The sequence below is a fragment of the Pseudomonas sp. THAF187a genome, assembly GCF_009363395.1.
Taxonomy (GTDB): domain Bacteria; phylum Pseudomonadota; class Gammaproteobacteria; order Pseudomonadales; family Pseudomonadaceae; genus Aquipseudomonas; species Aquipseudomonas khazarica.
The window spans coordinates 1,226,757-1,248,438 of sequence record NZ_CP045349.1 but is presented as its reverse complement, the minus strand read 5'-3'; the positions used below and the strand labels follow the sequence as shown (position 1 = coordinate 1,248,438).

Below are 21,682 nucleotides of genomic sequence, written 5' to 3'. Positions count from 1 at the left end.
CTGACGAATCATTCAGGAAAGCGGATATGCAGCACATCGCTGGTCGGCACCGCCTGACAGCAGAGGATCCAGCCCTCGGCCAGCTCGGTGGCGTCCAGCACATCGTTGACCAGCAACTGCGCACTGCCCTGTTCCAGGGTGCACATGCACGAGGCGCAGCCGCCGACGCGACAGGAACTGGGCGGCTTGAGACCGGCACGCTCCATGGCCTGCAGCAGGGTTTCGCCGCGCTGGCAGTCCAACTCGTGGTGCGCGCCGTCGAGCGCCACGCGCACCTGCGCGGCGACCACCGTGTTGATGCTGGCCAAGGGCAAGCTCTCCCCCTCGCCGGGCAAGGATACGAAGCGCTCGATGTGGATACGCCCCCTGGGCACGCGCAACCGCTGCAGCGCATCGCTGGCGGCGTCCATGAACGGCCCGGGGCCACAGATGAAGGCCTCGGCATGGGCCAGCGGACGGGCCAGTTCGGCGAGTTGCTCGACCTGCGGGATACCCTGCAGCGAGTCCAGCCAGTGCACCACCTGCAGACGCGACGGATGAGCGCTGGCCAGAGCCTTGAGCACATCCCGGAAGATCACCGAATCCTGATCGCGGTTGGCGTAGATCAGCAGAATGCGCCCCTGGCCGACCAGCAGCGCCGAGCGCAGGATCGACAGCAGGGGCGTGACGCCGCTGCCGCCGCCGAACAGCAGCAGATCGCCATTCAGGTCACGGGGCACGAAGACCCCGCCCGGGGCCATCACCTGCAATTCGTCGCCGGCCTCGACCGCATCGCACAGCCAGTTCGAGGCCCGCCCGTCGACCACGCGCTTGATGGTCACCCGCAACGGCTCGTCGGCCAGCGGCGTGCTCGAGAGCGAGTAGCAGCGCGGCAGCCAGCCCTCTTCATGCGGCACGCGCAGGGTCAGAAACTGCCCGGGCTGATAGCGGAATTGCTCAGCCAGCTCGGCCGGCACATCGAATACCAGGGAACGGGCATCGGCCGTTTCCTCGACCACCTGCTTCACGCGCAGCACCCTGTAGTCACTCATTCGATGCTCACTCATCTCGTGCCTTCGTTCAGACCCGCAGCCGCCACCCCCTGCCCCTGCTGCGCGGCCAGGTGGCGGGCGGCGATGTAGGCGAAGGTCATGGCCGGGCCCAGGGTGCCGCCAGCCCCCGGATAGGTGGTGCCCATCACCGATGCCGAGGCGTTGCCGATGGCATACAGACCGGCAATCGGCTGACCGCTTTCATGCAGCACCTGGGCATGCTCGTTGGTGAGCAGCCCGCCCTTGGTCCCGATGTCGCCGGCATCGATGCGCATGGCATAGAACGGCGCCTTGCGCAGCGGCGCCAGGCAGGGGTTGGGCTTGACGTTGACGTCCCCGTAATAGCGATCGAAGACATTGCCGCCACGGCCGAAGTCGCGGTCGTGGCCGTCCTGGGCAAAGCCGTTGAGCCGCTCGACGCTGGCCTGCAGGACGCCCGCATCCATGCCGAGCCGGGCGGCCAGCTGCTCCAGCGAATCGGCCTTGTAGTAGAGGTTGTCGAGCCACTGCGCCGGGAGGCGGCTGTCCGGCATGATCTGCGCGGGCATCAACGGGCCCATGGCGTAGTGGAAGCGAAAATGTGCGTCGAAGATCACCCAGGCCGACAGCTGCTCGGGGCCCTTGCCTCGATTGTTGCGGTACATGGCATCGACGAACTCCAGGTAGGGCGCCGCCTCGTTGACGAAGCGCCGGCCCTGCTGGTTGACCACGATAGCGCCAGGAAACGCGCGCTCGACGAACAGCGGCCGCGCCTTCTCTTCGCCCGGCACGGAGATGGTCGGCGTCCACCAGCACCAGTCCATCAGGTCGGTCGCAGCCCCCTGCGCCTGCGCCGCCCGCAATGCGGTGCCGGTGTTGTTGCCCGGCGGCGTGGCACTCCACTCGCGGCGGCTCGGCTTCGGCAGATAGCGATCACGCAGTGCCTGGTTCTGTTCGAAGCCGCCACTGGCGAGGATCACCCCGAGTCGCGCGCCGATCAGCTGCTCCTGGCCGTCACGCATGAGCTTGACGCCAACGACGCGGCCGTCCTCGACCTGCAGGTCCTGAACGTCGCAGCCGAGCCACAGCGGCACGTCGCGATCCATCAGCGAACGACGCAGCGAGGCCATCAGCGAGCCGCCCAGCGCCGTACGCCGATCCAGCTCGCTCTTGCGTCGCCACTTGAAGTCGAGCCTGTAGCGCAGCAGCAACCCCAGCACCATCAGGCGCCAGCCGAAGCTGCGCGACATGGCCCTGTGCGCTTGCCGCGCGGTCCATGAGACCTTGCCCATCAGCAGGGTGGTGATCGAGGCCGGCCGCATGTTGTGGAATTCCTCTTCGAGCACGCTGGCATCGAAGATCTCCGGGTCCAGCGAGCGACCGCCGGGCAGCGAGCCGGGTAGATGCGGGTAGTAATCGGGGTACTTCTCGGCCACGGCATAGCGCACGTGACTGCAGGCTTCCAGTTCACGCAGCATCTTCGGCGCCTGCTCCAGGTAGGTACGCAGGCGCTTATCGGCGACGCGCTCGCCTACTGCGGCCTTGAGATAGGCCCAGGCCTTCTCCGGGCTGTCGTTACCGCCCTTGGCAGTGAAATGATGGTTGTTGGGAATCCAGATGCCGCCACCGGAAATGGCCGAGGTGCCGCCGAACTGCTGGCTCTTCTCCAGGACCAGCACGGAGAGCCCCTGATCGGCGGCGAACACCGCTGCCGTCATGGCCCCCGCCCCGGAACCCACGATGATGACGTCATAGCTGATCTGTGGCTGTTCGTGAATGCTCATTGTTGTGATGCCTTGGCCGAAGGGAAACACCGGCAACCACGGCTGCCGTCTTGCAGCGGGCCTGGCGATCCAGGCCCGCTGCTCACACGAAGGGGTCCGGATTGGGCAGCCCCAGCTGCACCGCACCGTAGCTACGGCCATAGGCCATGTAGTTGTTGGCGATATGCCCGCGCGCCTGGTGCAGGTCGCGGAAGATGCGCGCCACCGGATTGCTGTCGTAGAGCCCGGAGGCGGCCATGTTGCGCAGCAGCTCGCTGACCTTCTCGGCGCAGATGTTGGTGACGTAGGAGGACTGATAGCGGTACTGCAGACGCATCTCGACATCCGGGTACTCGCCCGCCTCGGCCAGCGCCAGCAGTTGCGCGTAGTTGCGCATCAGCACCAGCTTGAGGCTGTCCACGGTGTTCAGCGCGTCGGCCACGGCGATCTGCGCCATCGGGTCCTCGGCGGTCCTGGCGCCATGCTTGCCGACATGTTGCGCGGCACTGGCGCAGTACTCGTTGATCGCCCCCTGCAACGCACCGATGGCCGCCGTGGACACCGCACGGGCGAAGACCTGGGCGAAGGGGATGGCGTAGATCGGGCTGGTGTTGAGGCGTCGCCCCGGGGTGGCCTCCAGGGCCGAGTTGTTGGTGCGCTGGACACGATGCGCCGGGACGAACACGTCCTCGACCACGATGTCATGGCTGCCCGTGCCACGCAGACCCAGCACCTCCCAGTTGTGCTCGATGCGGTAGTCGCTTCTGGGCAGCAGGAACGTACCGTGCTCGGCCGGCATGTCAGCGTCCGCCGGCAGGATGCCCCCCAGAAAGCACCAGCTGCAGTGCTCGCTGCCGCTGGAGAAGCCCCAGCGCCCGCTGATGCGATAGCCGCCCTCGACCGGCGTCACCTTCGCCACCGGCATGTAGGTCGAGGAAATCAGCGTGTCGCTACCCTGTTCCCACACGTCACGCTGCGCCTCCACCGGATAGCGGGCCAGCTGCCAGGGGTGCACGCCGATCACACCATAGATCCAGGCAGTAGACATGCAGCCTTCGGCAAGCGTCATCTGGATCTCGAAGAAGGTGCGCGGATCGACCTCGTGACCACCGAAGGCCTTCGGCTGCAGCACACGAAAGAGACCCAGCGCCTGCATCTCCATCACGGTCTCGACCGGCACCTTGAAGTCACGCTCGGCCTTGGCCGCACGCGCCTTGAGCCTGGGCACCAGGCTGCGTGCACGATCGATCAGTTCGAGTTCCACAGGCGTCTTGTCTCGCATGCCAGTCATCCGTCGGCTCTCTCTTGGTAGGGCGCAGTTGCGCGGGCCTGGACAGATGATCGGCCGCCGCCGGACGTTGCTCATCGTCAAAGTGGACTACGTCAGGCGTCGACTCGGGTCTTGGCGAAACTGCCACTAGTCCATTGAGACGATGTTGATGCCGCCAGCACTCTCGATACTGCAATCATGAAACCCTGCTCAACGAGCCCGACATGACCGCACATCGATGCTTCGACCCCCAGGCCTTCCGCACGGCCCTGGGCACGTTCACGACCGGCGTGACCATAATCACCAGCTGTAGCGAAGAGGGAGAGGTGGTCGGCATTACCGCCAACAGCTTCAACTCGGTGTCCCTCAATCCACCGATGGTGCTGTGGAGCCTGGCCAAGAGCGCGCGCAGCCTGCAGACCTTCAGCAAGGCCAGGCACTGGAACGTGCATGTGCTTTCCACCGAGCAGGAGGAGCTGTCCGGACGCTTCGCCCGCCAGGGTGAAGACAAGTTCGCCGGTGTCCGCCTGGATAACGGCCTCAGCAACGCCCCCCTGCTGCAGGACTGCACCGCGCGCTTCCAGTGCCGCACCGCCTTCCAGTACGAGGGCGGCGACCATGTGATCTTCGTCGGGGAGGTGCTCGCCTTCGATCACAGCGAGCGTGCACCGCTGGCCTTCCAGCGTGGCCAGTACGCCCTGACCACGCGCAAGCCACCTGAAGAGCTGCGCCTGGGCTGCGAGCCACCACCGGAGTGCAGCTACACCGAGGACCTGCTCGGCTACCTGCTCGGCCGCTCGCACTATCAGTTGCTGCACGCGCTGCGCCGTCAGCTGCCGTCACGACAGCTCGACGAGCATGCCTTCTTCGTGCTGTCGGTGCTGTGCATTCGCGACGGCCTGAGTCTGGATGAGCTCAACGCCTTCGTCTCCTACACCGGCAAGCCTGTGCAGACCACGACGCTGCTGTTTCTCGAGCGCCAGGGGCTCATCGCGAGCGAACGCAAGGGCGCTGAGACGCTGTACGTGCTGACGGCCAAGGGTCGGGAGTGCTCGCTGGAGGAAATAGCCCTGGCCAAGGCGGTCGAGGAGGAGGTCTCCTCGCGCCTGGGCAGCAGCGACGTCGAGGCGCTGAAGGTACTGCTCAAGCGCCTGATCGCCAGCACCGACTGTGGCGTGCCCGATCTCTGGGGGCCTCGCTGAGGCCTGGGCTTTACTGCCCATCGCGCATGCACCGCGCATCGAACCATCCGCTTGCCGATACAGACTTCCCCCGGAAAACCCGGATAATGGCGGCCATTTCGTTTCGCTTGCTGGTGCCGCCCCATGGAAATCAAGGTCAACTTTCTCGACAACCTTCGCCTCGAAGCCAAGTTCGATGACTTCACGGTGATCGCCGATCAGCCGATCCGCTACAAGGGCGACGGCTCGGCGCCGGGACCGTTCGACTACTTCCTCGCCTCCTCGGCGTTGTGCGCGGCCTATTTCGTCAAGCTGTACTGCCAGACGCGGGACATCCCCACCGAGTACATTCGCCTGTCGCAGAACAACATCGTCGACCCGGAGAACCGCTACGCGCAGATCTTCAAGATCCAGGTCGAGCTGCCGGCCGACATTTCCGAGAAGGACCGCCAGGGCATCCTGCGCTCCATCGACCGCTGCACGGTGAAGAAGGTGGTGCAGCAGGGCCCCGAGTTCATCATCGAGGAAGTCGACAACCTCGACGCGGACGCCCAGGCGCTGCTGATGCCGGTGTCCGACAGCACGACCTACATTCCGGGCAAGGACCTGCCGCTGGAACAGACCATCGCCAACATGTCGGGCATCCTCGCCGACCTGGGGATGAAGATCGAGATCGCCTCCTGGCGCAACATCGTGCCCAACGTCTGGTCACTGCATATCCGTGATGCGCAGTCGAACCTGTGCTTCACCAACGGCAAGGGTGCGAGCAAGGAAAGTGCCCTGGCATCGGCACTGGGCGAGTTCATCGAACGGCTCAACTGCAACTTCTTCTACAACGACCAGTTCTGGGGCGAAGACATCGCCAATGCCGCGTTCGTCCACTACCCCGACGAGCGCTGGTTCAAGCCGGGGCCGAAGGATGCACTGCCGGCCGAGATCCTCGACGAGCACTGCCTGGCCATCTACAACCCGGATGGCGAGCTGCGCGGCTCGCACCTGTTCGACACCAACTCGGGCAACAGCGCACGCGGCATCTGCTCGCTGCCCTTCGTGCGCCAGTGCGACGGCGAGACGGTGTACTTCCCGTCCAACCTGATCGAGAACCTGTACCTGTCCAACGGCATGAGCGCCGGCAACACCCTGGCCGAAGCGCAGGTGCAGTGCCTGTCGGAAATCTTCGAGCGCGCGGTCAAGCGCGAGATCCTGGAGAACGAACTGGCCCTGCCGGACGTGCCGCAGGAGGTGCTGGCCAAGTACCCGGGCATCGTCGCCGGCATCCAGGGTCTGGAAGAACAAGGCTTCCCGGTGCTGGTCAAGGACGCCTCCCTGGGCGGCGAGTTCCCGGTGATGTGCGTGACCCTGATGAACCCGCGCACCGGTGGCGTGTTCGCCTCCTTCGGTGCCCACCCGAGCCTGGAAGTGGCGCTGGAGCGCAGCCTCACCGAGCTGCTGCAGGGGCGCAGCTTCGAGGGGCTGAACGACCTGCCGCAGCCAACCTTCGACAGCCTGGCACTGACCGAACCGAACAACTTCGTCGAGCACTTCATCGACTCCAGCGGCGTGGTGTCCTGGCGCTTCTTCAGCGCCAGAAGCGACTTCGAGTTCGTCGAGTGGGACTTCTCCGGCGAAGGCTCGGAGTCCAACGAACAGGAAGCCGCCACCCTGTTCGGCATCCTCGAGGACCTGGGCAAGGAGGTCTACATGGCCACCTACGACGACCTCGGCGCCAACGCCTGTCGCATCCTGGTGCCGGGCTATTCGGAAATCTACCCGGTGGAAGACCTGATCTGGGACAACACCAACAAGGCGCTGCTGTTCCGCAAGGACATCCTCAACCTGCATGCCCTGAGCGACCGTGAACTCAAGTCGCTGCTGCGCAACCTCAACAACAGCGAGGTCGACGACTACACCGACATCAGCACGCTGATCGGCATCGAGTTCGACGACAACACGGTCTGGGGCCAGCTGACCATTCTCGAACTGAAGCTGCTGATCAACCTGGCGCTGAACAAGTACGACGATGCCAAGGAACTGGTGGAGATGTTCCTGCAATACAACGACAACACCGTCGAACGCGGGTTGTTCTACCAGGCCGTCAATGCCGTGCTGGAGATCCAGCTGGACGACGAACTGGAGCTGGCCGACTACGAGCACAACCTGCGCCGCATGTTCGGCAGCGAACGAATGGATGCGGTGATCGGCTCGGTGCAGGGCAGCGTGCGTTTCCATGGCCTGACACCGACCAGCATGCAGCTCGAAGGGCTGGACAAGCACCTGCGCCTGATCGACAGCTACAAGAAGCTGCACGCCGCCCGCGCCAGGGCGGCCGGGCTGGCCGGCTGAGCATGCGCGCCGAACGCGTCGCGGCGCTGATGCTGGCGGCCGGTTACAGCCGCCGCTTCGGCAGCGACAAGCGTCGCCAGCTGCTCGCCGACGGCCGCTCGCTGCTCGCCGCCAGCCTCGCCCTGCCCTGCGCCCGGCTGGACGAGGTCTGGCTGGTGCTGCGCCCGGACGAAGCCGTGGTGCAGCTGGGCCTGTCCGACCGCGTCAGGCTGGTGCAGCACCCGAGCACGACCCAAGGCATGGGCCACAGCCTGGCGGCCGGCATCGCGCGACTGCAGGCCGAATCGTCCGCGCAGGCCGTGGCGATCTTTCTCGCCGACATGCCGCTGATCCGACGGGACAGCCTGGATGCCCTGCTGGCGCAGGCCAGCGCGAGCAGCATCGTGCAACCCAGCCATCGCGGCAGCCGCGGCCACCCGGTACTGATCGGCCGCGACTTCTGGCCACAGCTTGCCGCACTGAGCGGCGATGCCGGCGCACGCAGGGTGCTGCAGCGCAACGCCGAGGCCGTGCAGATCGTCGAACTGGACGACCCCGGCGTGCTGCAGGACGTCGATACCCCAGCGGACCTCCCTCAGCTCTAGCGCCAGCTCACGTCCCGCGCTGACGCAGCAGCACCTCGCTCAACGCCTGCGCCGCGCTGGACAGCTGATGCCCGGCCAGGTACAGCAGACCCACGCGGCGCGAGACCTGCGGCTCGCTGAGCGGCAGGCAGCGGGCGCCGAGGTCTTCCATCTGCTGGCGACACAGCTGCGGCACCGCGCTGACGCCCAGGCCTTCGGCGACCATGCGTCCGACCGTCACCAGCTGGTGGCTCTCGAACGCCACCGGCAGCTTGCCATGCCGGGCGATCACGCTGTCTTCCAGCAGCAGGCGGACTGCCGAGGGCCGCTGCAGGGTGATGAAGGGCTGCTCCAGCAGCTGCGCCCAGGTCAGCGCGGACTGCCCGGCCAGTTCGCTGCCGGCCGGCACCACGGCGACGAAGCGATCGTCGTACAGCGCGGTGAACTGCAGGCCATCGAGGGTCGCCGGCTCGAAGGCGATACCCAGTTCGACACGGCCATCGCGCACCATCTCCATCACCTGCTCGTTGATCACGTCATGCACCGCCACGTTGACCCGCGGATAGGCATCGCGGAACGCGCGCAACGCCGCCGGCAGGCGGTTGCCGGCGAACGACGGCATGGCCGCCACCGCCACCTTGCCCATCTGCAGGGTGAAGTGCTGGCGCAGCAGATCCTCGGCGTTGTCCCAGTCGGCCAGCAGGCGCACGGCGATCGGCAGCAAGGTCTCACCTTCAGGGGTCAGCGCCACGCTGCGGGTGGTGCGTACCAGCAACTGGCCGCCCAGGGACTGCTCCAGGTTCTTGATCGCCAGGCTCAGCGCCGGCTGCGACAGGTGCAGGCGCTCGCAGGCCTGGGCGAAGCTCAGGCTCTGCGCCACGGCGAGAAAGGCGCGTAGCTGCTTGACGGTCATTGATTTATTTACCTGATCAATCAAGAGGAAAAACAAACTTAACAAATAAGCCCGCAGCGATGAAGCTTGGACACAGCCTGGCAGTGCTCCTGCCCCACAACAACAAGAGGCAGCCTCGAATGAGCGGACTCGACAAACGCGTCGGCAGCTATGAAGAAGCCCTGCACGGCCTGCAGGACGGCATGACCGTACTGGCCGGCGGCTTCGGCCTGTGCGGCATCCCCGAGAACCTGATCGCGGAGATCCGTCGCCGTGGTGTGCGCGACCTCACCGTGGTCTCCAACAACTGCGGTGTCGACGGCTTCGGTCTCGGCGTGCTGTTGGAAGACCGGCAGATCCGCAAGATGATCGCCTCCTACGTCGGCGAGAACGCCCTGTTCGAACAGCAGCTGCTCAGCGGCGAGCTGGAAGTCGAACTCACCCCGCAAGGCACCCTGGCCGAGAAGCTGCGCGCCGGTGGCGCCGGCATTCCTGCCTTCTTCACCGCCACGGGCTACGGCACGCCGGTCGCCGAGGGCAAGGAAGCGCGCGAGATCGACGGCCGTCACTACATCCTCGAACCGGCCATCACCGGCGACTTCGCCATCGTCAAGGGCTGGAAGGCCGACCATTTCGGCAACGTGGTCTACCGCCACACCGCGCAGAACTTCAACCCGGTGGTCGCCAGTGCCGGACGCATCACCGTGGTCGAGGTGGAAGAGATCGTGGAACCCGGCGAACTCGACCCGACGCAGATTCACACCCCCGGCATCTACGTCGACCGGCTGATCTGCGGCACCTTCGAGAAACGTATCGAAAAACGCACCCTGCGCAGCTAGCAGGTTGCTGAACGACGTCAGCGAGGCAGTCGAGACAAGGCCGGAACAGGCGGACAAGCGCAGTTCACGCGCAGTGAATCAGCACCTTGAGCCCGTTTTCAACGCCGTCGGCCACGCAGGCAGTTCTTCAGCAGCCGCCAAGAGGATAAGAGCATGGCACTAACCCGTGAACAAATGGCCCAGCGCGTCGCCCGCGAGCTGCAGGATGGTTTCTACGTCAACCTGGGCATCGGCATTCCCACCCTGGTGGCCAACTACGTGCCCAAGGGCATGCAGGTGATGCTGCAATCGGAAAACGGTCTGCTCGGCATGGGCGCCTTTCCGAGCGAGGACGAAGTCGACGCCGACATGATCAATGCCGGCAAGCAGACGGTCACCGCCGTCAAGGGCGCGGCGATCTTCGACTCGGCGCAATCCTTCGCCATGATCCGTGGCGGCCATGTCGACCTCACCGTGCTCGGTGCCTTCGAGGTGGACGTGCGCGGCAACATCGCCTCGTGGATGATCCCCGGCAAGCTGGTCAAGGGCATGGGCGGCGCCATGGACCTGGTGGCCGGTGCCGACAACATCATCGTCACCATGACCCACGCCTCCAAGGACGGCGAGTCCAAGCTGCTGGAACACTGCAGCCTGCCGCTGACCGGTTGCGGCTGCATCCGCAAGGTGCTGACCGACCTGGCCTACCTGGAGATCGAGGACAACGCGTTCGTCCTGCGCGAACGAGCCCCCGGGGTCAGCGTCGAGGAAATCGTCGCCAAGACCGCCGGCAAGCTGATCGTCCCCGAACACGTGCCGGAAATGAGCTTCTAAGTTGTCTACCGTTCCGTAGGCGCCACCACGCACGGCGTCTACGGAACGTTTTTCTACATGGCGGGAGGCACTTCAGCGGCGAGCCTGTCTCGTCGCGGCTCAGCCCCTCCCACGCTACGCGGCCCATCAGCCGAGAGGAGTCATCCCATGCAAGACGTCGTCATCGTCGCCGCCACCCGTACCGCCATCGGCAGTTTCCAGGGCAGCCTGGCCGAGGTCCCCGCCCCCGAGCTCGGCGCCATCGTCATCAGGCGCCTGCTGGAGCAGACCGGCCTCGACGCCGCCCAGGTCGATGAAGTGATCCTCGGCCAGGTGCTCACCGCAGGTTCCGGGCAGAACCCCGCACGCCAGGCCGCCATCCGCGCCGGCCTGCCGCACGCCGTGCCGGCGATGACCCTGAACAAGGTCTGCGGCTCGGGCCTGAAAGCCCTGCACCTGGCGACCCAGGCCATCCGCTGCGGCGACGCCGAGGTGGTGATCGCCGGTGGCATGGAGAACATGAGCCTGTCGCCCTACGTATTGCCCAAGGCCCGTACCGGCCTGCGCATGGGCCATGCGCAGATGCTCGACAGCATGATCGTCGACGGCCTGTGGGACGCCTTCAACGACTACCACATGGGCATCACTGCCGAGAACCTGGTGGAGAAATACGCTATCAGCCGTGAAGCCCAGGATGCCTTCGCCGCTGCCTCGCAACAGAAAGCCTTGGCCGCCATCGAAGCCGGTCGTTTCGATGCCGAGATCACCCCGGTGCTGATCCCGCAGCGCAAGGGCGACCCGCTCGCCTTCGCCCGTGACGAGCAGCCACGCGCCGGGACCACCGCCGACAGCCTGGCCAAGCTCAAGCCCGCCTTCAAGAAGGACGGCAGCGTCACCGCCGGCAATGCCTCCAGCCTCAACGACGGTGCCGCTGCGGTGCTGCTGATGAGCGCCACCAAGGCGCAGACACTGGGGCTGCCGGTGCTGGCGAAGATCGCCGGCTACGCCAACGCCGGCGTCGATCCGGCGATCATGGGTATCGCCCCGGTATCCGCCACTCGCCGCTGCCTGGACAAGGCCGGCTGGAGCCTGGCCGACCTGGACCTGATCGAAGCCAACGAAGCGTTCGCTGCACAGGCGCTGGCGGTGGGCCAGGAGCTGGGCTGGGATGCCGACAAAGTCAACGTCAATGGCGGCGCCATCGCCCTTGGCCACCCCATCGGTGCTTCGGGTTGCCGCGTGCTGGTCAGCCTGCTGCACGAGATGATCCGCCGCGACGCCAGGAAAGGCCTGGCCACCCTGTGCATCGGTGGCGGTCAGGGCGTGGCGCTGGCCATCGAGCGCTGACGCGCAGGGTGGATCACACCCTGCAGACTGCAACAGCGTGGCCCAGATGCGATCCGGGGAGGACCACCCGGCCTGCATCCGGGCTACGTCAAACAGCTCGGCCTCGTGCCGGGCTTTGTCATATCCACTGCAACGCCCAGGCGAAGCCAACCCCAGAGTGCCTGGTCAAAGCCCCAGAACATGTTCGAAGCCTCGCGAGCGGGAGGCATGCAAGGCAAAACAGGCGCAGAAGCGGAGTTTACGAGCAGTAGATGAGCATTCTGAGCAGTTTTTAACCCCGCAGGCCCGACGCGCAGCAGGTTTTCAACAGGCTCTTACACAACCATAAGAAAGAGGCGTCCCCCCATGTTCAACACCCTCACTCGCATGAGCGTGAGCCTGGTACAGAAGTACCTGCCCTCACCTTTCGTGTTCTCCGCATTGCTCACCCTGGGTGTGCTGCTGGCCGGCATCTTCTCTACCGGCCAATCGCTGCCGGCCATGGTGCAACACTGGAGCGGCGGTTTCTGGACCCTGCTCGGCTTCGCCATGCAGATGGCCCTGATCTTCGTCACCGGCCACGCCCTGGCCAGCGCCCCGATCATCAACCGCCAGCTCGACCGTCTGGCCGGCGTCGCCCGCACACCAGGACAGGCAATCGTCATGGTCACCCTGGTGGCGCTGCTCGGCTGCTGGGTCAACTGGGGTTTCGGCCTGGTGATCGGCGCCGTGTTCGCCCGCGCCCTGGCGCGCAAGGTGGATGGCGTCGACTACCCGCTGCTGGTGGCCTCGGCCTACTCGGGCTTCCTGGTCTGGCACGGCGGCCTGGCCGGTTCGATCCCGCTGTCGATGGCCACGGGCGGACCGGACCTGGCGCGGATCACCGCCGGCATCCTGACCGAGCCGGTGAGCATCGCCGAGACCCTGTTCAGCCCGCTGAACCTGACCATCGTCGCCCTGCTGGTGATCGGCCTGCCGCTGCTCAACCGCGCCATGCACCCGCGCCAGGGGGCCAAGGTGGCCGACCCGGCCAAGCTGGTGGAATCCCGTGCCGAACTGCCGGCGCGTGAAACCCCGGCACAGCGCCTGGACGACAGCCGCATTCTCGGCCTGGCCCTGGTGGCCATGGCGGGCATCTACCTGTTCAACCACTTCGCCAACAAGGGCTTCGTCCTCGGCCTGGACGTGGTGATCGCGATCTTCCTGTTCTGCGGCCTGCTGATGCACGGCACCCCGGAGCGCTACATGCGCGCCGTGGATGAGAGCGTGCGCGGCATCGGCGGCATCGTCCTGCTGTTCCCCTTCTACGCCGGGATCATGGGCATGATGATGGGTGCCAACGCCGACGGCATCTCCCTTGGCCGGCAGATCACCGAGACCTTCATCTCCTGGTCGTCGGCCGACACCTTCCCGCTGCTGGCCTTCCTCAGCGCGGGCGTGGTCAACGTGTTCGTGCCGTCCGGCGGTGGCCAGTGGGCCGTGCAGGGACCGATCATGCTGCCGGCCGCCCAGGCCCTGGGCGTATCCCCGACCGTGACCGCCATGGCGATCGCCTGGGGCGATGCCTGGACCAACATGATCCAGCCGTTCTGGGCCCTGCCGCTGCTCGGCATCGTCGGCCTCGGCGCCCGTGACATCATGGGCTACTGCCTGATCATGCTGCTGTACTCCGGCGTGGTGATCTGCGGCGCCTTCTACTTCATCGGCTGAGCCTTCAGCCTGGTTCCGGCTCGCGATCGGCGCTCCCCGACGCCTCGCGAGCTGGAGCATTGCGAGCCTGCTTCTAACGCAGCAGCGCCCACGCGCAGCAGGCTGTGCCGAACTCAATCGCCCATCAGCCCCTGCGCCTTGGCCATCGCCACGGCCTGCGTGCGTCGTTGCACGCCGAGCTTGACGTTGATCCGCCGGGCATGGGTCTTGACCGTGTGCAGCGAGATGAACAGGCGATCGGCGATCTCCTGGTTCGACAGCCCCTGGGCAATCAGCTGCAGCACCGCCAGCTCGCGCGAGCTGAGCAGCGCGGTTCCGGCACTGGCCGGCTCATCGACCGCAGGTGCCGGCTCGAACAGGCGCTGATACAGGCTGCTGCCCGCTTCCCCCGGCAACACCCGCTCGAGCCACTGCGCCTGACGCTGCTGCAGTTCCTGCAACGGCCGTAGCAGACGCAGTTGTCGCGCCTCATCGATCGCGACCCGCAGCAGGGCCTCGGCCGCACTCTCCTGCTGCTGGTGCAGCAGGCACTCCACCAGGGCGATCCGGCACTCGCAGGCCAGGCTGCGGTGGCCGGACAGCTGACATTCGTCGAGCAACAGGCGCAGCGCATGCTCGGCGGCGGCCCGATGGCCGAGCAACAGGTCGCTGACCGCCAGGTGCAGACGCAGGCGCGGCAGCAGATCGTAGAAACCCGAGGGCGCCAGCTGCTGGCGTTGCTGCAGCTGCTGCAAGGTCTGGGTGAACACCTCGCGCGCCCTGCCGACCTGGTCCTGGCGCAACAGCAGGCGGCCACTCTGCAACTGCAGCACGCCGCGATAGCGCACCTCGGGCACGTGCGACCACTGCATGGCCCGCTCGGCCTTCTGCAACCACTGGTAGGCCTCTTCCAGGTCGCCGCGCGACTCGGCCAGTTCCAGCAAGCCCAGATAACCGGAAATGGTGTAGGCGTCCCCGCAATACTCGGCCTCCTGCAGCCCGTGGCGGTAGGCGAGCTGCGCGGCCTCCTCGAGGCCCTGGCGCGCCAGCAGGCTGGCCCGTAATAGCAGCAGACGCCCGACCACCGGGCTGTGACTGAAGCCGTCACGCAGTAGCGCCAACGACTGCTCGGCCAGTTCGGCGGCGCGCCCGGCCTCGCCCTGCATTTCCAGCAGCAGGCAGTGATCGGTGTTGAGCAGTGCCTCGTAGATCAGGCTGCCATGCAGCCGCGACAGGCGCAGCCCTTCGTCCAGCGCCTGCTGCGCCTGGGCCAGGGCATTCTCCGCGAGGTACTGCTGGGCCAGCGCCTGGTAGCACAGGATGCGCTGCGACCAGCCGCTCTCGTCCAGCGCCTGCAACGCCTCCAGGCAGTGCTGGCGGGCGTCGCGGCGGCCGCACTGGCGCGCCAGCACGCCACTGAGGGCCTGCCACTGGGCCAGCAGCTTGCGCTGGCGCCGGGCATCGGGCTGCGGCAGGAAATGCGCCAGCGCCTGGGTGCACTCAGCGGCCTCGTCGAAGCGTGCGCAGATGATCAACGCCCAGGCCTGCAGCACGATCAGCCGCGGCGAACTGGCGAACAACCAGGCAGGCAGCTCCTCGCGCCACTGCAGGAACTGCGCGACCGAGTGCCCCTGCAGCAGCTGCTCCTGGCTGAAGCGCTGCAGGTAATTGACCGCCACTTCGATCTGCCCGGCCTGCAGCGCGTGCTCGACCGCCTCGCGAATGTCGTCGTGCTGGGCGAACCACTGGCAGGCCCGCACGTGAACCGAGGCCGACGGCGGTGCGCCCGGCAACTGCCGCAGTACCTGGGCCAGCGGGTACCAGAGGCGAAACCAGCTGCCGCTGCTGTCCAGGCTGCGCAGGAACAGCTGACGCCGCTGCAACCCGTGCAGCAGGTCGCTGCCGCGCCCCTCCAGCAGGTGTTCGCAGAGCGAGGCGGAGAAGCGCGGCAACAGTGCCAGGGCGTGCAGATCACCGAGCAGCTCCTCGTCCAGTTCGGCGAGCACCTCGCGCTGCACGTAGTCGCGCAGCAGCGGACACCCCGACTGCAGGCGCTGGCGGAGCGCTGCTTCATCGGCATCGAGCAGCAGCAGACGAATCGCCGCCAGCCAGCCTTCGCTGAACTGCAGCAGGGCCTGGCGCAGGTCGTCAGGCAGTGGCAACTGCAGGGTCGCCAGCAACTCGTCCAGGGCTTCGCCATCCAGCGCCAGATCCTCGCCCTGCAGCTCGAGCAGGTCACCCTGCAACAGCAGGCGCGGCAGGTTCCAGCCCGGGGTGCGGCGGCACGCGACCCACCAGGTCACCTGCGCGGGCGCGGCGGCGAACAGCCGGTCGAGGCAGGCATCGAGTTCGCCATCCTCGGCGCGCGGGTAATCGTCGATGAATATCCACAGGCGGCCGCTGCGCTGGTGCAACAGCTCGAGCAACGCGGCTTCGCTGTGCTCGTCGGCCGCCAACGGCTGCTGCAGGGCCGCAGCCAGGCGCTTGCACAGTTGCGCGGCGCTCAGCGCACGGCCACCCAGGTCGAGCCAGAGCGGTTCGATCGTGGCGGGTGTCATGCGCGCGCACTGGCCGAGCAGCACGCTCTTGCCCGCACCAGCCGGGGCGCGCAGCAGGCGCAGGCGCGATTCACTGGCCAGCAGGCGTTGCACCAGGGCGGGACGAGGCACCACGCAAGGTGGCAGCCGGGGCAGGTCGACAGGTCGCGTCTGCAGCGCACCCTGACGGGCGATGGCGAGGGTAGGCATGGCAGCGGTTCTCTCTGTTGTCATTGTTGAACCACTCGCAGATGGTACCCCGCCCATCTGCCATGGCCACCCCATGACGCTTATGGGGCGAGATTCACGCAACCGCGGCCCGATGCAAAAAAGCCGGTGTCACGGGCAGTGACACCGGCTCGTTCAACGCAGGCTCGCTCAGCGCACGCCGGCGTTACGCAGGGCCGCAGGCGTGAAGTCCTTGGCCGAGGCCTGGGTGCCGTACTGCACCGAGGTCTTCTCCTCGTTGGCCATGCCGATGGCGATGTAGCGTCCGGCGATGATGTCGTACAGCGCCTCGAACGCGTAGACCGGGACCTTCTGCGCATAGTGCTGCATGAGCATGGCCTCGCCGACGCGCCACAGCTGGCCACGCCCGTCGTAGTGCTCGGACAGGGCGATCTGCCAGGAGTCCTCGTCCACGTAGAAGCGGCGCTTGGCGTAGATGTTGCGCTCGCCCGCCTTGAGCGTCGCCTCCACTTCCCAGACCCGGTGCAGCTCGTAGCGGATCAGGTCCTGATTGACGTGACCGGCCTTGAGGATGTCCTCGTACTTCACCTGGGGCATGGCCACGCGGTAGTTGTTGTAGGGGATCAGCATTTCGCGCTTGCCCACCAGTTTCCAGTCGTAACGATCCGGTGCACCGTTGAACATGTCGAAGTTGTCCGAGGTACGCAGGCCGTCAGCGGCAGTACCCGGACCGTCGTACGCCACCTGCGGCGCCCGGCGCACGCGGCGCTGTCCGGCGTTGTACAGCCAGGCCATGCGTGGTTCCTTCACCTGATCCAGCGAGTCGTGCACCAGCAGCACGTTACCGGCCAGACGCGACGGCGCGGTGACCCGCTGCTTGAAGAACAGCAGCGCGTTCTCCGCCTTGTCCGGGTCGATGTCCGGGATGTTCTCGGGGAACGCCACCTCGTCCTCGAAATGCACCAGGGTGTAGGCCCCGTTGGTCTGCGGCGACGCCTGCACGATGCTGCGCTTGAGGTTGCCACCGCGATAGCGGGTGATGTGGTTCCACACCACTTCCAGGCCGTTCTGCGGGATCGGGAAGGCGTAGTAGCGGCTGTCGGTGAAGTCGGTCAGGCCGTTGCCGCCATCGCGCAGGCCGGTCTTCAGCGCGCTGGTCCTGGCCGCGGCGTAGATGCTGTCGGGCAGCGCCGAGCTGCGGTGGGTCGGGTACACCGCCATGCGGTAGCTTTCCGGGTAGCGCTTGAACATCGCCAGTTGCCCGGCAGACAGCTGCTCGCGGTACTGCTCCAGGTTCTGCGCGGTGATGGTGAACAGCGGCTGCTCGCTGGCGTAGGGGTCACTGAGAAAACCGCGCGCGTCGACCTGCCCGGCATCGCTGGCCAGGCCACCGCTCCAGGCGGGGATGCTGCCGGCGGCGTTGCCGGCCATCTCCGCGCCCAACGGCGTCAGGCTGCTGCCGAGCTTGGCCGCCTCGTCCGCGCTGACCGCCGCCAGCACGCTGCTGGCCAACAGGCTCAGGGAAAGTGCGCCGAGCATCTTCAGGGTTGTATTCATCTGCATTCCTCAACTGATCCTGATGGCCTAGAAGCTCACGCCGAAGCTGAGCGCCAGGAAGTCGCGGTCCACCGCGACGTTGTAATCCCCGCCGAAGAAGTCGGTGTACGACAGGCTGGCGGTGTAGGTATTGCGGTAGTCGGCGTCGATACCGATGCTCACGGCCTTGGCACCCTCGTTGAACAGGCCGTTGGGGCCGTAGCCGTCGACGTCGTGCGACCAGGAGATGTTCGGCTTGAGGTTCACCCCGGCGATGGCGTTGCTGTACTCCCAGATGCCGCGCACGCGGTAGCCCCAGGAGGTGCGGGTGACGAAGCCATGGGTGTCGCCACGGAAACCGTAGGCGCCGAACAGCGAGTCACGCCCGTAGCGCAGGTCTTCGCGGCTCTCCAGGCCACCGACGTGGGCCATGCCGACCTCGCCCACCAGGGTGAAGCGTCCGGCGCCCATCACCTGATCGAAGAAGTGGGTGAAGGTGGTCTGTAGCTGGGTGACCTCCTTGCGCCGGTAACCGATGTTGTCCTGCCCTGCCCCGGCCGAGACCGGCGCGGTGCCGGGCGCGATGGGGTTGAGCAGGCTCAGGGTCATGTCGGTGGTGTTGATCTGCAGCGGCATGTTCGGCCGGTAGCTGACCTCGCCGCTCCAGGCGGTGCCGGTCGGCAGGGTGGTGGCGAAACTCAGGCCGTAGAGGCGAATGTCTTCCGGGTACTCCAGGAAGTACTTGCCGTTGCCCAACATCACGCTCTGCGCGAGACCAGCCCCCGAGCCGGGAGAGATGCCATTGGCAGTGGCGATGATGTTGGGCAGCGCGGCCAGCGTCGCCAGGCTGGCATTCTGCGTGCCGACGATGGGTGTGCGGCTGTGATAGTTCATGAAGTACGCGCCGTACTCGGTCTCGTCACCCAGCCAGCGCAGGGCCACGCCCCACTGGCCGCTGTCACGCGCATCGCGATCCCCCGCACGCGGCAGGATCAACCCTTCGGAATCCACCTGGAAACCCTGGCCGAAGGCCGCTGCCACCGGTTGCAGCGGCGCGATGGCCGGCGAACCGATGTGATAGCCGCTGTCGCAACCGTCGGCGGCGACGTCGGCGGTGGAGAAGAAGGTGCCGCAGTTGTCGATCACCGTCTGGTCCCACTCCAGCTGGTAGAACGCCTCCATGCTCAGCTGGTCGCTCAGGCTCTGCGACAGGTAGAACATGTTGACCGGGATCAGGCCTTCCTTGAGCTCGGCCCCTGGCCGGCGGAAGGCGGCCACGTCGATGGGGTTGATCGAGTTGATGCTGTTGCCGATGAAGGTGCTCTCACCCCAGCTCACTACCTGCTTGCCGAGCCGCACGGTGCCTGGCAGGTCACCGATCGTGTAGTTGTGGTAGACGAAGGCGTCGAGAATCTCGGCGCCGGCGGACTTGGCGCCTTCCTTGCGGTTGTGCTCGTCGATGTCCTTGAACAGACGGCTCTCGTCCTTGAGTTCGAAGTCGTACCAGTACTTGCCACGCACGAAGACGCCGGTGTCGCGATAGCGCAGCTCCAGGTCATGGGTGCCCTTGAAGATCTTCGAGAAGGTCTCGCCCTTCTTGAAGTTCAGGCGACCGTCGTCGCCGGTCTGCGCCTGCCCCTGACCGCCGTTGTTCGGCCCGATCAGGTCGCGGTCCGGGCTGCGCATCGACCAGCTGGCGCCGATCGACAGCGAGCTGTCGAACTGCCCTTCGATCTCGCCGATGTTGAAGGTGACGGCCTGCGCCTGCGCGGCGAAACCGACGGCGACGGCCAAAGCCAAGGTGTGCGGCTGGAATAGTCCGGGCCCTGTTGTTCTTGTCATGCGGGTCTCCTGAAGTGGGGTACAGCTGCTGGGAACCCTACGCAGCGACCGCGACCCGGTTAAGCGCACCAAGGAGGGATTTCATCTGTCGCTCGAAAGGATGAATGGCGCCCTGCAACGGGCCTGTGCGCGGTGACCCAAGCGCGATGAATGACGGACCATCAAAGGGACGGGGAACTTTCCCCCGGGCGACCGAGCAGGCATGCTGCGCACCTACGCATCACGGGAGCGACACGATTCATGGAGATACTGCTGAAACTCTGCGCCTCGCTGGCCCTCGCCATGGGCGCGATCTTCGCCTTCCTGCCCGGCGCGTTCGGCCTGCTCAACTTTCGCAACGAACAGCGCCAGGCCTGGCTCAGGCACCTGGCAACGCTGAGCTGGTGGCTGCTGCTGCTCGCCCATCCGCTCGCGCTGTACCAGCTGTGGCAGGCCGATACCCCCTATCGCTGGCTGTTGCTGCCGGTGGGCCTGCACCTGCTGTTCTTCGGTGTGTTCGGGCGCAACGTCAGCACGCGCTGAAGCGCTTCAGCGCCAGCGGTCCAGCAGGTTCACCGCCAGCCGATCCAGCCAGCCCCACAGGCGTTGCTGGGCGCGGCGCCACCAGGGCCTCTGCTGCCAGTCGTCGAGGGTGATCTCGCGGCTGACGGCGAAATCCTCGATGAAGCACGCCGCCACCGCCTGGGTGAAGCCCGGATCGAGTGCCTCGACGTTGGCGTCGAGGTTGAAGCGCAGGTTCCAGTGATCGAAGTTGCACGATCCGACACTGACCCAGTCGTCCACCAGGACCATCTTCAGGTGCAGGAAACGGGGCTGGTATTCGAAGATGCGCACGCCTGCCTTGAGCAGCTTGGGGTAGTAGCGCTGGCCGGCGAAGCGCACTGGCGGGTGATCGGTGTGGCGGCCGGCCAGCAGCAGGCGCACCTCGACGCCGCGCGCCGCCGCCCGACGCAGCGCTCGGCGAATCTTCCAGGTGGGCAGGAAGTACGGCGTGGCCAGCCAGACGCGCTGGCGGGCCCCTCGCAGCGCCCGTAGCAGGGACAGCAGGATGTCACGGTGCTGGGCGGCATCGGCGTAGGCCACGCGGCCCAGGCCGAGCCCCGCCGGCGGGCAGTCCGGCAGGCTCAGCGCCAGCGGCTGGTGCCGCGGACGCCAGGCGAAACGCGCCCGCCACTGGTGCTCGAACAACTGCTGCCAGTCGCCCACCAGCGGCCCTTCGATCTCCACCATGACTTCGTGCCAGGGGCTGCGCGACTCGCTGGGCAACCAGAACTCGTCGGTGGCACCCGTGCCGCCGACATAGGCCAGGCGGCCATCCACCAGCACCAGCTTGCGATGATCCCGATGAAAGTTGCGCACACCACGACGCCAGCGCAGCGGGTTGTACCAGCGCAGCTCCACCCCAGCCGCCAGCAGGCGCTCACGCGCCGGCGCTGCCAGCCCCGCCGCACCGTAGGCATCGAACAGGCCGCGCACCCGCACGCCACGGGCAGCGGCCCGGCACAGCGCGTCGACCAGGCGCTCGCTGCACTGGCCATCCTCGATCAGGTACAGCTCCACCTCCACCTGCTGCGCGGCTGCGGCGATCGCGGCCAGCATGCGCGGGAAGAACACCGCACCATCGAGCAGCAGCTCGAAACGGTTGCCCGCCCGCCAGGGATAGATGGTGCCGCGCGACGCCACGCTCAGCGCCCCCGGCCGCTGGACAGGATGCTTGGCCCCTGTGGCAAGAGGAACGCCCGCAGCGCCCCGTTACAGGCGGTGACGACAGACAATGAGGGGAACGGCGAATGGCGCATGAGGGCTCGGAAAACGGCATGACCGGTCGGCCACGATAGCCGCCATGGGCCGCCTTGCAAAGCCCGCGCGCCCGCGCCTCGCCGCCCGCTGGCGCAGCCCCTGGAGCGCGCCGT

Annotated in this window: 16 protein-coding genes; 8 read left to right on the top strand and 8 right to left on the bottom strand. The window is 66.5% G+C overall.

Translation table 11 applies throughout. From position 1 onward, the window contains the following. Nucleotides 1–8: 8 nt before the first annotated feature. From FIV02_RS05710 to FIV02_RS05700, 3 genes are all read right to left on the bottom strand, one after another. On the bottom strand, nt 9–1,031 hold the full coding sequence (locus FIV02_RS05710; protein WP_152488061.1) for a ferredoxin--NADP reductase: 1,023 nt from the start codon (nt 1,029–1,031) through the stop codon (nt 9–11). Nucleotides 1,032–1,042: 11 nt separating this feature from the next. Then, nucleotides 1,043–2,794 (bottom strand): FAD-dependent oxidoreductase, encoded by a 1,752-nt coding sequence (locus FIV02_RS05705; protein ID WP_152488060.1) that lies wholly within the window; start codon nt 2,792–2,794, stop codon nt 1,043–1,045. Between the two features lie 82 nt (nt 2,795–2,876). Beyond that, on the bottom strand, nt 2,877–4,064 hold the full coding sequence (locus FIV02_RS05700) for an acyl-CoA dehydrogenase family protein (RefSeq protein ID WP_152488059.1): 1,188 nt from the start codon (nt 4,062–4,064) through the stop codon (nt 2,877–2,879). A 203-nt stretch (nt 4,065–4,267) separates the two neighbouring features. Here FIV02_RS05700 and FIV02_RS05695 point away from each other — a divergent pair, with 203 nt between their 5' ends. The 3 genes from FIV02_RS05695 to FIV02_RS05685 all read left to right on the top strand — a co-directional run bounded on the left by FIV02_RS05695 (nt 4,268) and on the right by FIV02_RS05685 (nt 8,151). Further along, the gene (locus tag FIV02_RS05695; protein WP_152488058.1) at nt 4,268–5,245 is read left to right on the top strand and encodes a flavin reductase; all 978 of its coding nucleotides are present in this window, start codon (nt 4,268–4,270) and stop codon (nt 5,243–5,245) included. A 123-nt stretch (nt 5,246–5,368) separates the two neighbouring features. Beyond that, on the top strand, nt 5,369–7,567 hold the full coding sequence (locus FIV02_RS05690; protein WP_152488057.1) for an OsmC domain/YcaO domain-containing protein: 2,199 nt from the start codon (nt 5,369–5,371) through the stop codon (nt 7,565–7,567). Nucleotides 7,568–7,569: 2 nt separating this feature from the next. Then, nucleotides 7,570–8,151, top strand: coding sequence for an NTP transferase domain-containing protein (locus FIV02_RS05685; protein ID WP_152488056.1), 582 nt, complete (start codon nt 7,570–7,572; stop codon nt 8,149–8,151). Nucleotides 8,152–8,158: 7 nt separating this feature from the next. On the opposite strand, the gene FIV02_RS05680 is transcribed toward FIV02_RS05685, so the two are convergent. Further along, the gene (locus FIV02_RS05680) at nt 8,159–9,043 is read right to left on the bottom strand and encodes a LysR family transcriptional regulator (RefSeq protein WP_152488055.1); all 885 of its coding nucleotides are present in this window, start codon (nt 9,041–9,043) and stop codon (nt 8,159–8,161) included. Nucleotides 9,044–9,162: 119 nt separating this feature from the next. Here FIV02_RS05680 and FIV02_RS05675 point away from each other — a divergent pair, with 119 nt between their 5' ends. The 4 genes from FIV02_RS05675 (at nt 9,163) to FIV02_RS05660 (ending at nt 13,686) form a co-directional block, all read left to right on the top strand. Continuing rightward, nucleotides 9,163–9,861 carry a CoA transferase subunit A gene (locus FIV02_RS05675; protein ID WP_037047024.1) on the top strand — a complete coding sequence of 233 codons (699 nt, stop codon included), beginning with the start codon at nt 9,163–9,165 and terminating at the stop codon, nt 9,859–9,861. 153 nt (nt 9,862–10,014) lie between these two features. Then, nucleotides 10,015–10,671, top strand: coding sequence for a CoA transferase subunit B (locus FIV02_RS05670; protein ID WP_152488054.1), 657 nt, complete (start codon nt 10,015–10,017; stop codon nt 10,669–10,671). Nucleotides 10,672–10,818: 147 nt separating this feature from the next. Next, on the top strand, nt 10,819–11,997 hold the full coding sequence (locus FIV02_RS05665; protein ID WP_152488053.1) for an acetyl-CoA C-acetyltransferase: 1,179 nt from the start codon (nt 10,819–10,821) through the stop codon (nt 11,995–11,997). 345 nt (nt 11,998–12,342) lie between these two features. Further along, nucleotides 12,343–13,686, top strand: a complete 1,344-nt coding sequence (locus FIV02_RS05660) for a short-chain fatty acid transporter (RefSeq protein ID WP_037047010.1) — start codon at nt 12,343–12,345, stop codon at nt 13,684–13,686. Between the two features lie 113 nt (nt 13,687–13,799). Here FIV02_RS05660 and FIV02_RS05655 read toward each other — a convergent pair whose 3' ends face one another. From FIV02_RS05655 to FIV02_RS05645, 3 genes are all read right to left on the bottom strand, one after another. Further along, nucleotides 13,800–16,412, bottom strand: a complete 2,613-nt coding sequence (locus FIV02_RS05655) for a LuxR C-terminal-related transcriptional regulator (RefSeq protein ID WP_152488052.1) — start codon at nt 16,410–16,412, stop codon at nt 13,800–13,802. 168 nt (nt 16,413–16,580) lie between these two features. Further along, on the bottom strand, nt 16,581–17,948 hold the full coding sequence (locus FIV02_RS05650; RefSeq protein ID WP_256663077.1) for a DUF1329 domain-containing protein: 1,368 nt from the start codon (nt 17,946–17,948) through the stop codon (nt 16,581–16,583). Nucleotides 17,949–17,975: 27 nt separating this feature from the next. Continuing rightward, nucleotides 17,976–19,769, bottom strand: a complete 1,794-nt coding sequence (locus FIV02_RS05645; protein WP_152488050.1) for a DUF1302 domain-containing protein — start codon at nt 19,767–19,769, stop codon at nt 17,976–17,978. 240 nt (nt 19,770–20,009) lie between these two features. Between FIV02_RS05645 and FIV02_RS05640 the strand changes: the two genes are divergently transcribed. Beyond that, a complete protein-coding gene (locus tag FIV02_RS05640; protein ID WP_047585162.1) occupies nt 20,010–20,291 on the top strand; it encodes a hypothetical protein in 282 nt (93 codons plus the stop codon). Nucleotides 20,292–20,297: 6 nt separating this feature from the next. Here the strand turns inward: FIV02_RS05640 and FIV02_RS05635 are convergent, their stop codons facing one another. Then, nucleotides 20,298–21,452, bottom strand: coding sequence for a phosphatidylserine/phosphatidylglycerophosphate/cardiolipin synthase family protein (locus tag FIV02_RS05635; RefSeq protein WP_256663076.1), 1,155 nt, complete (start codon nt 21,450–21,452; stop codon nt 20,298–20,300). Nucleotides 21,453–21,682: the final 230 nt, after the last annotated feature.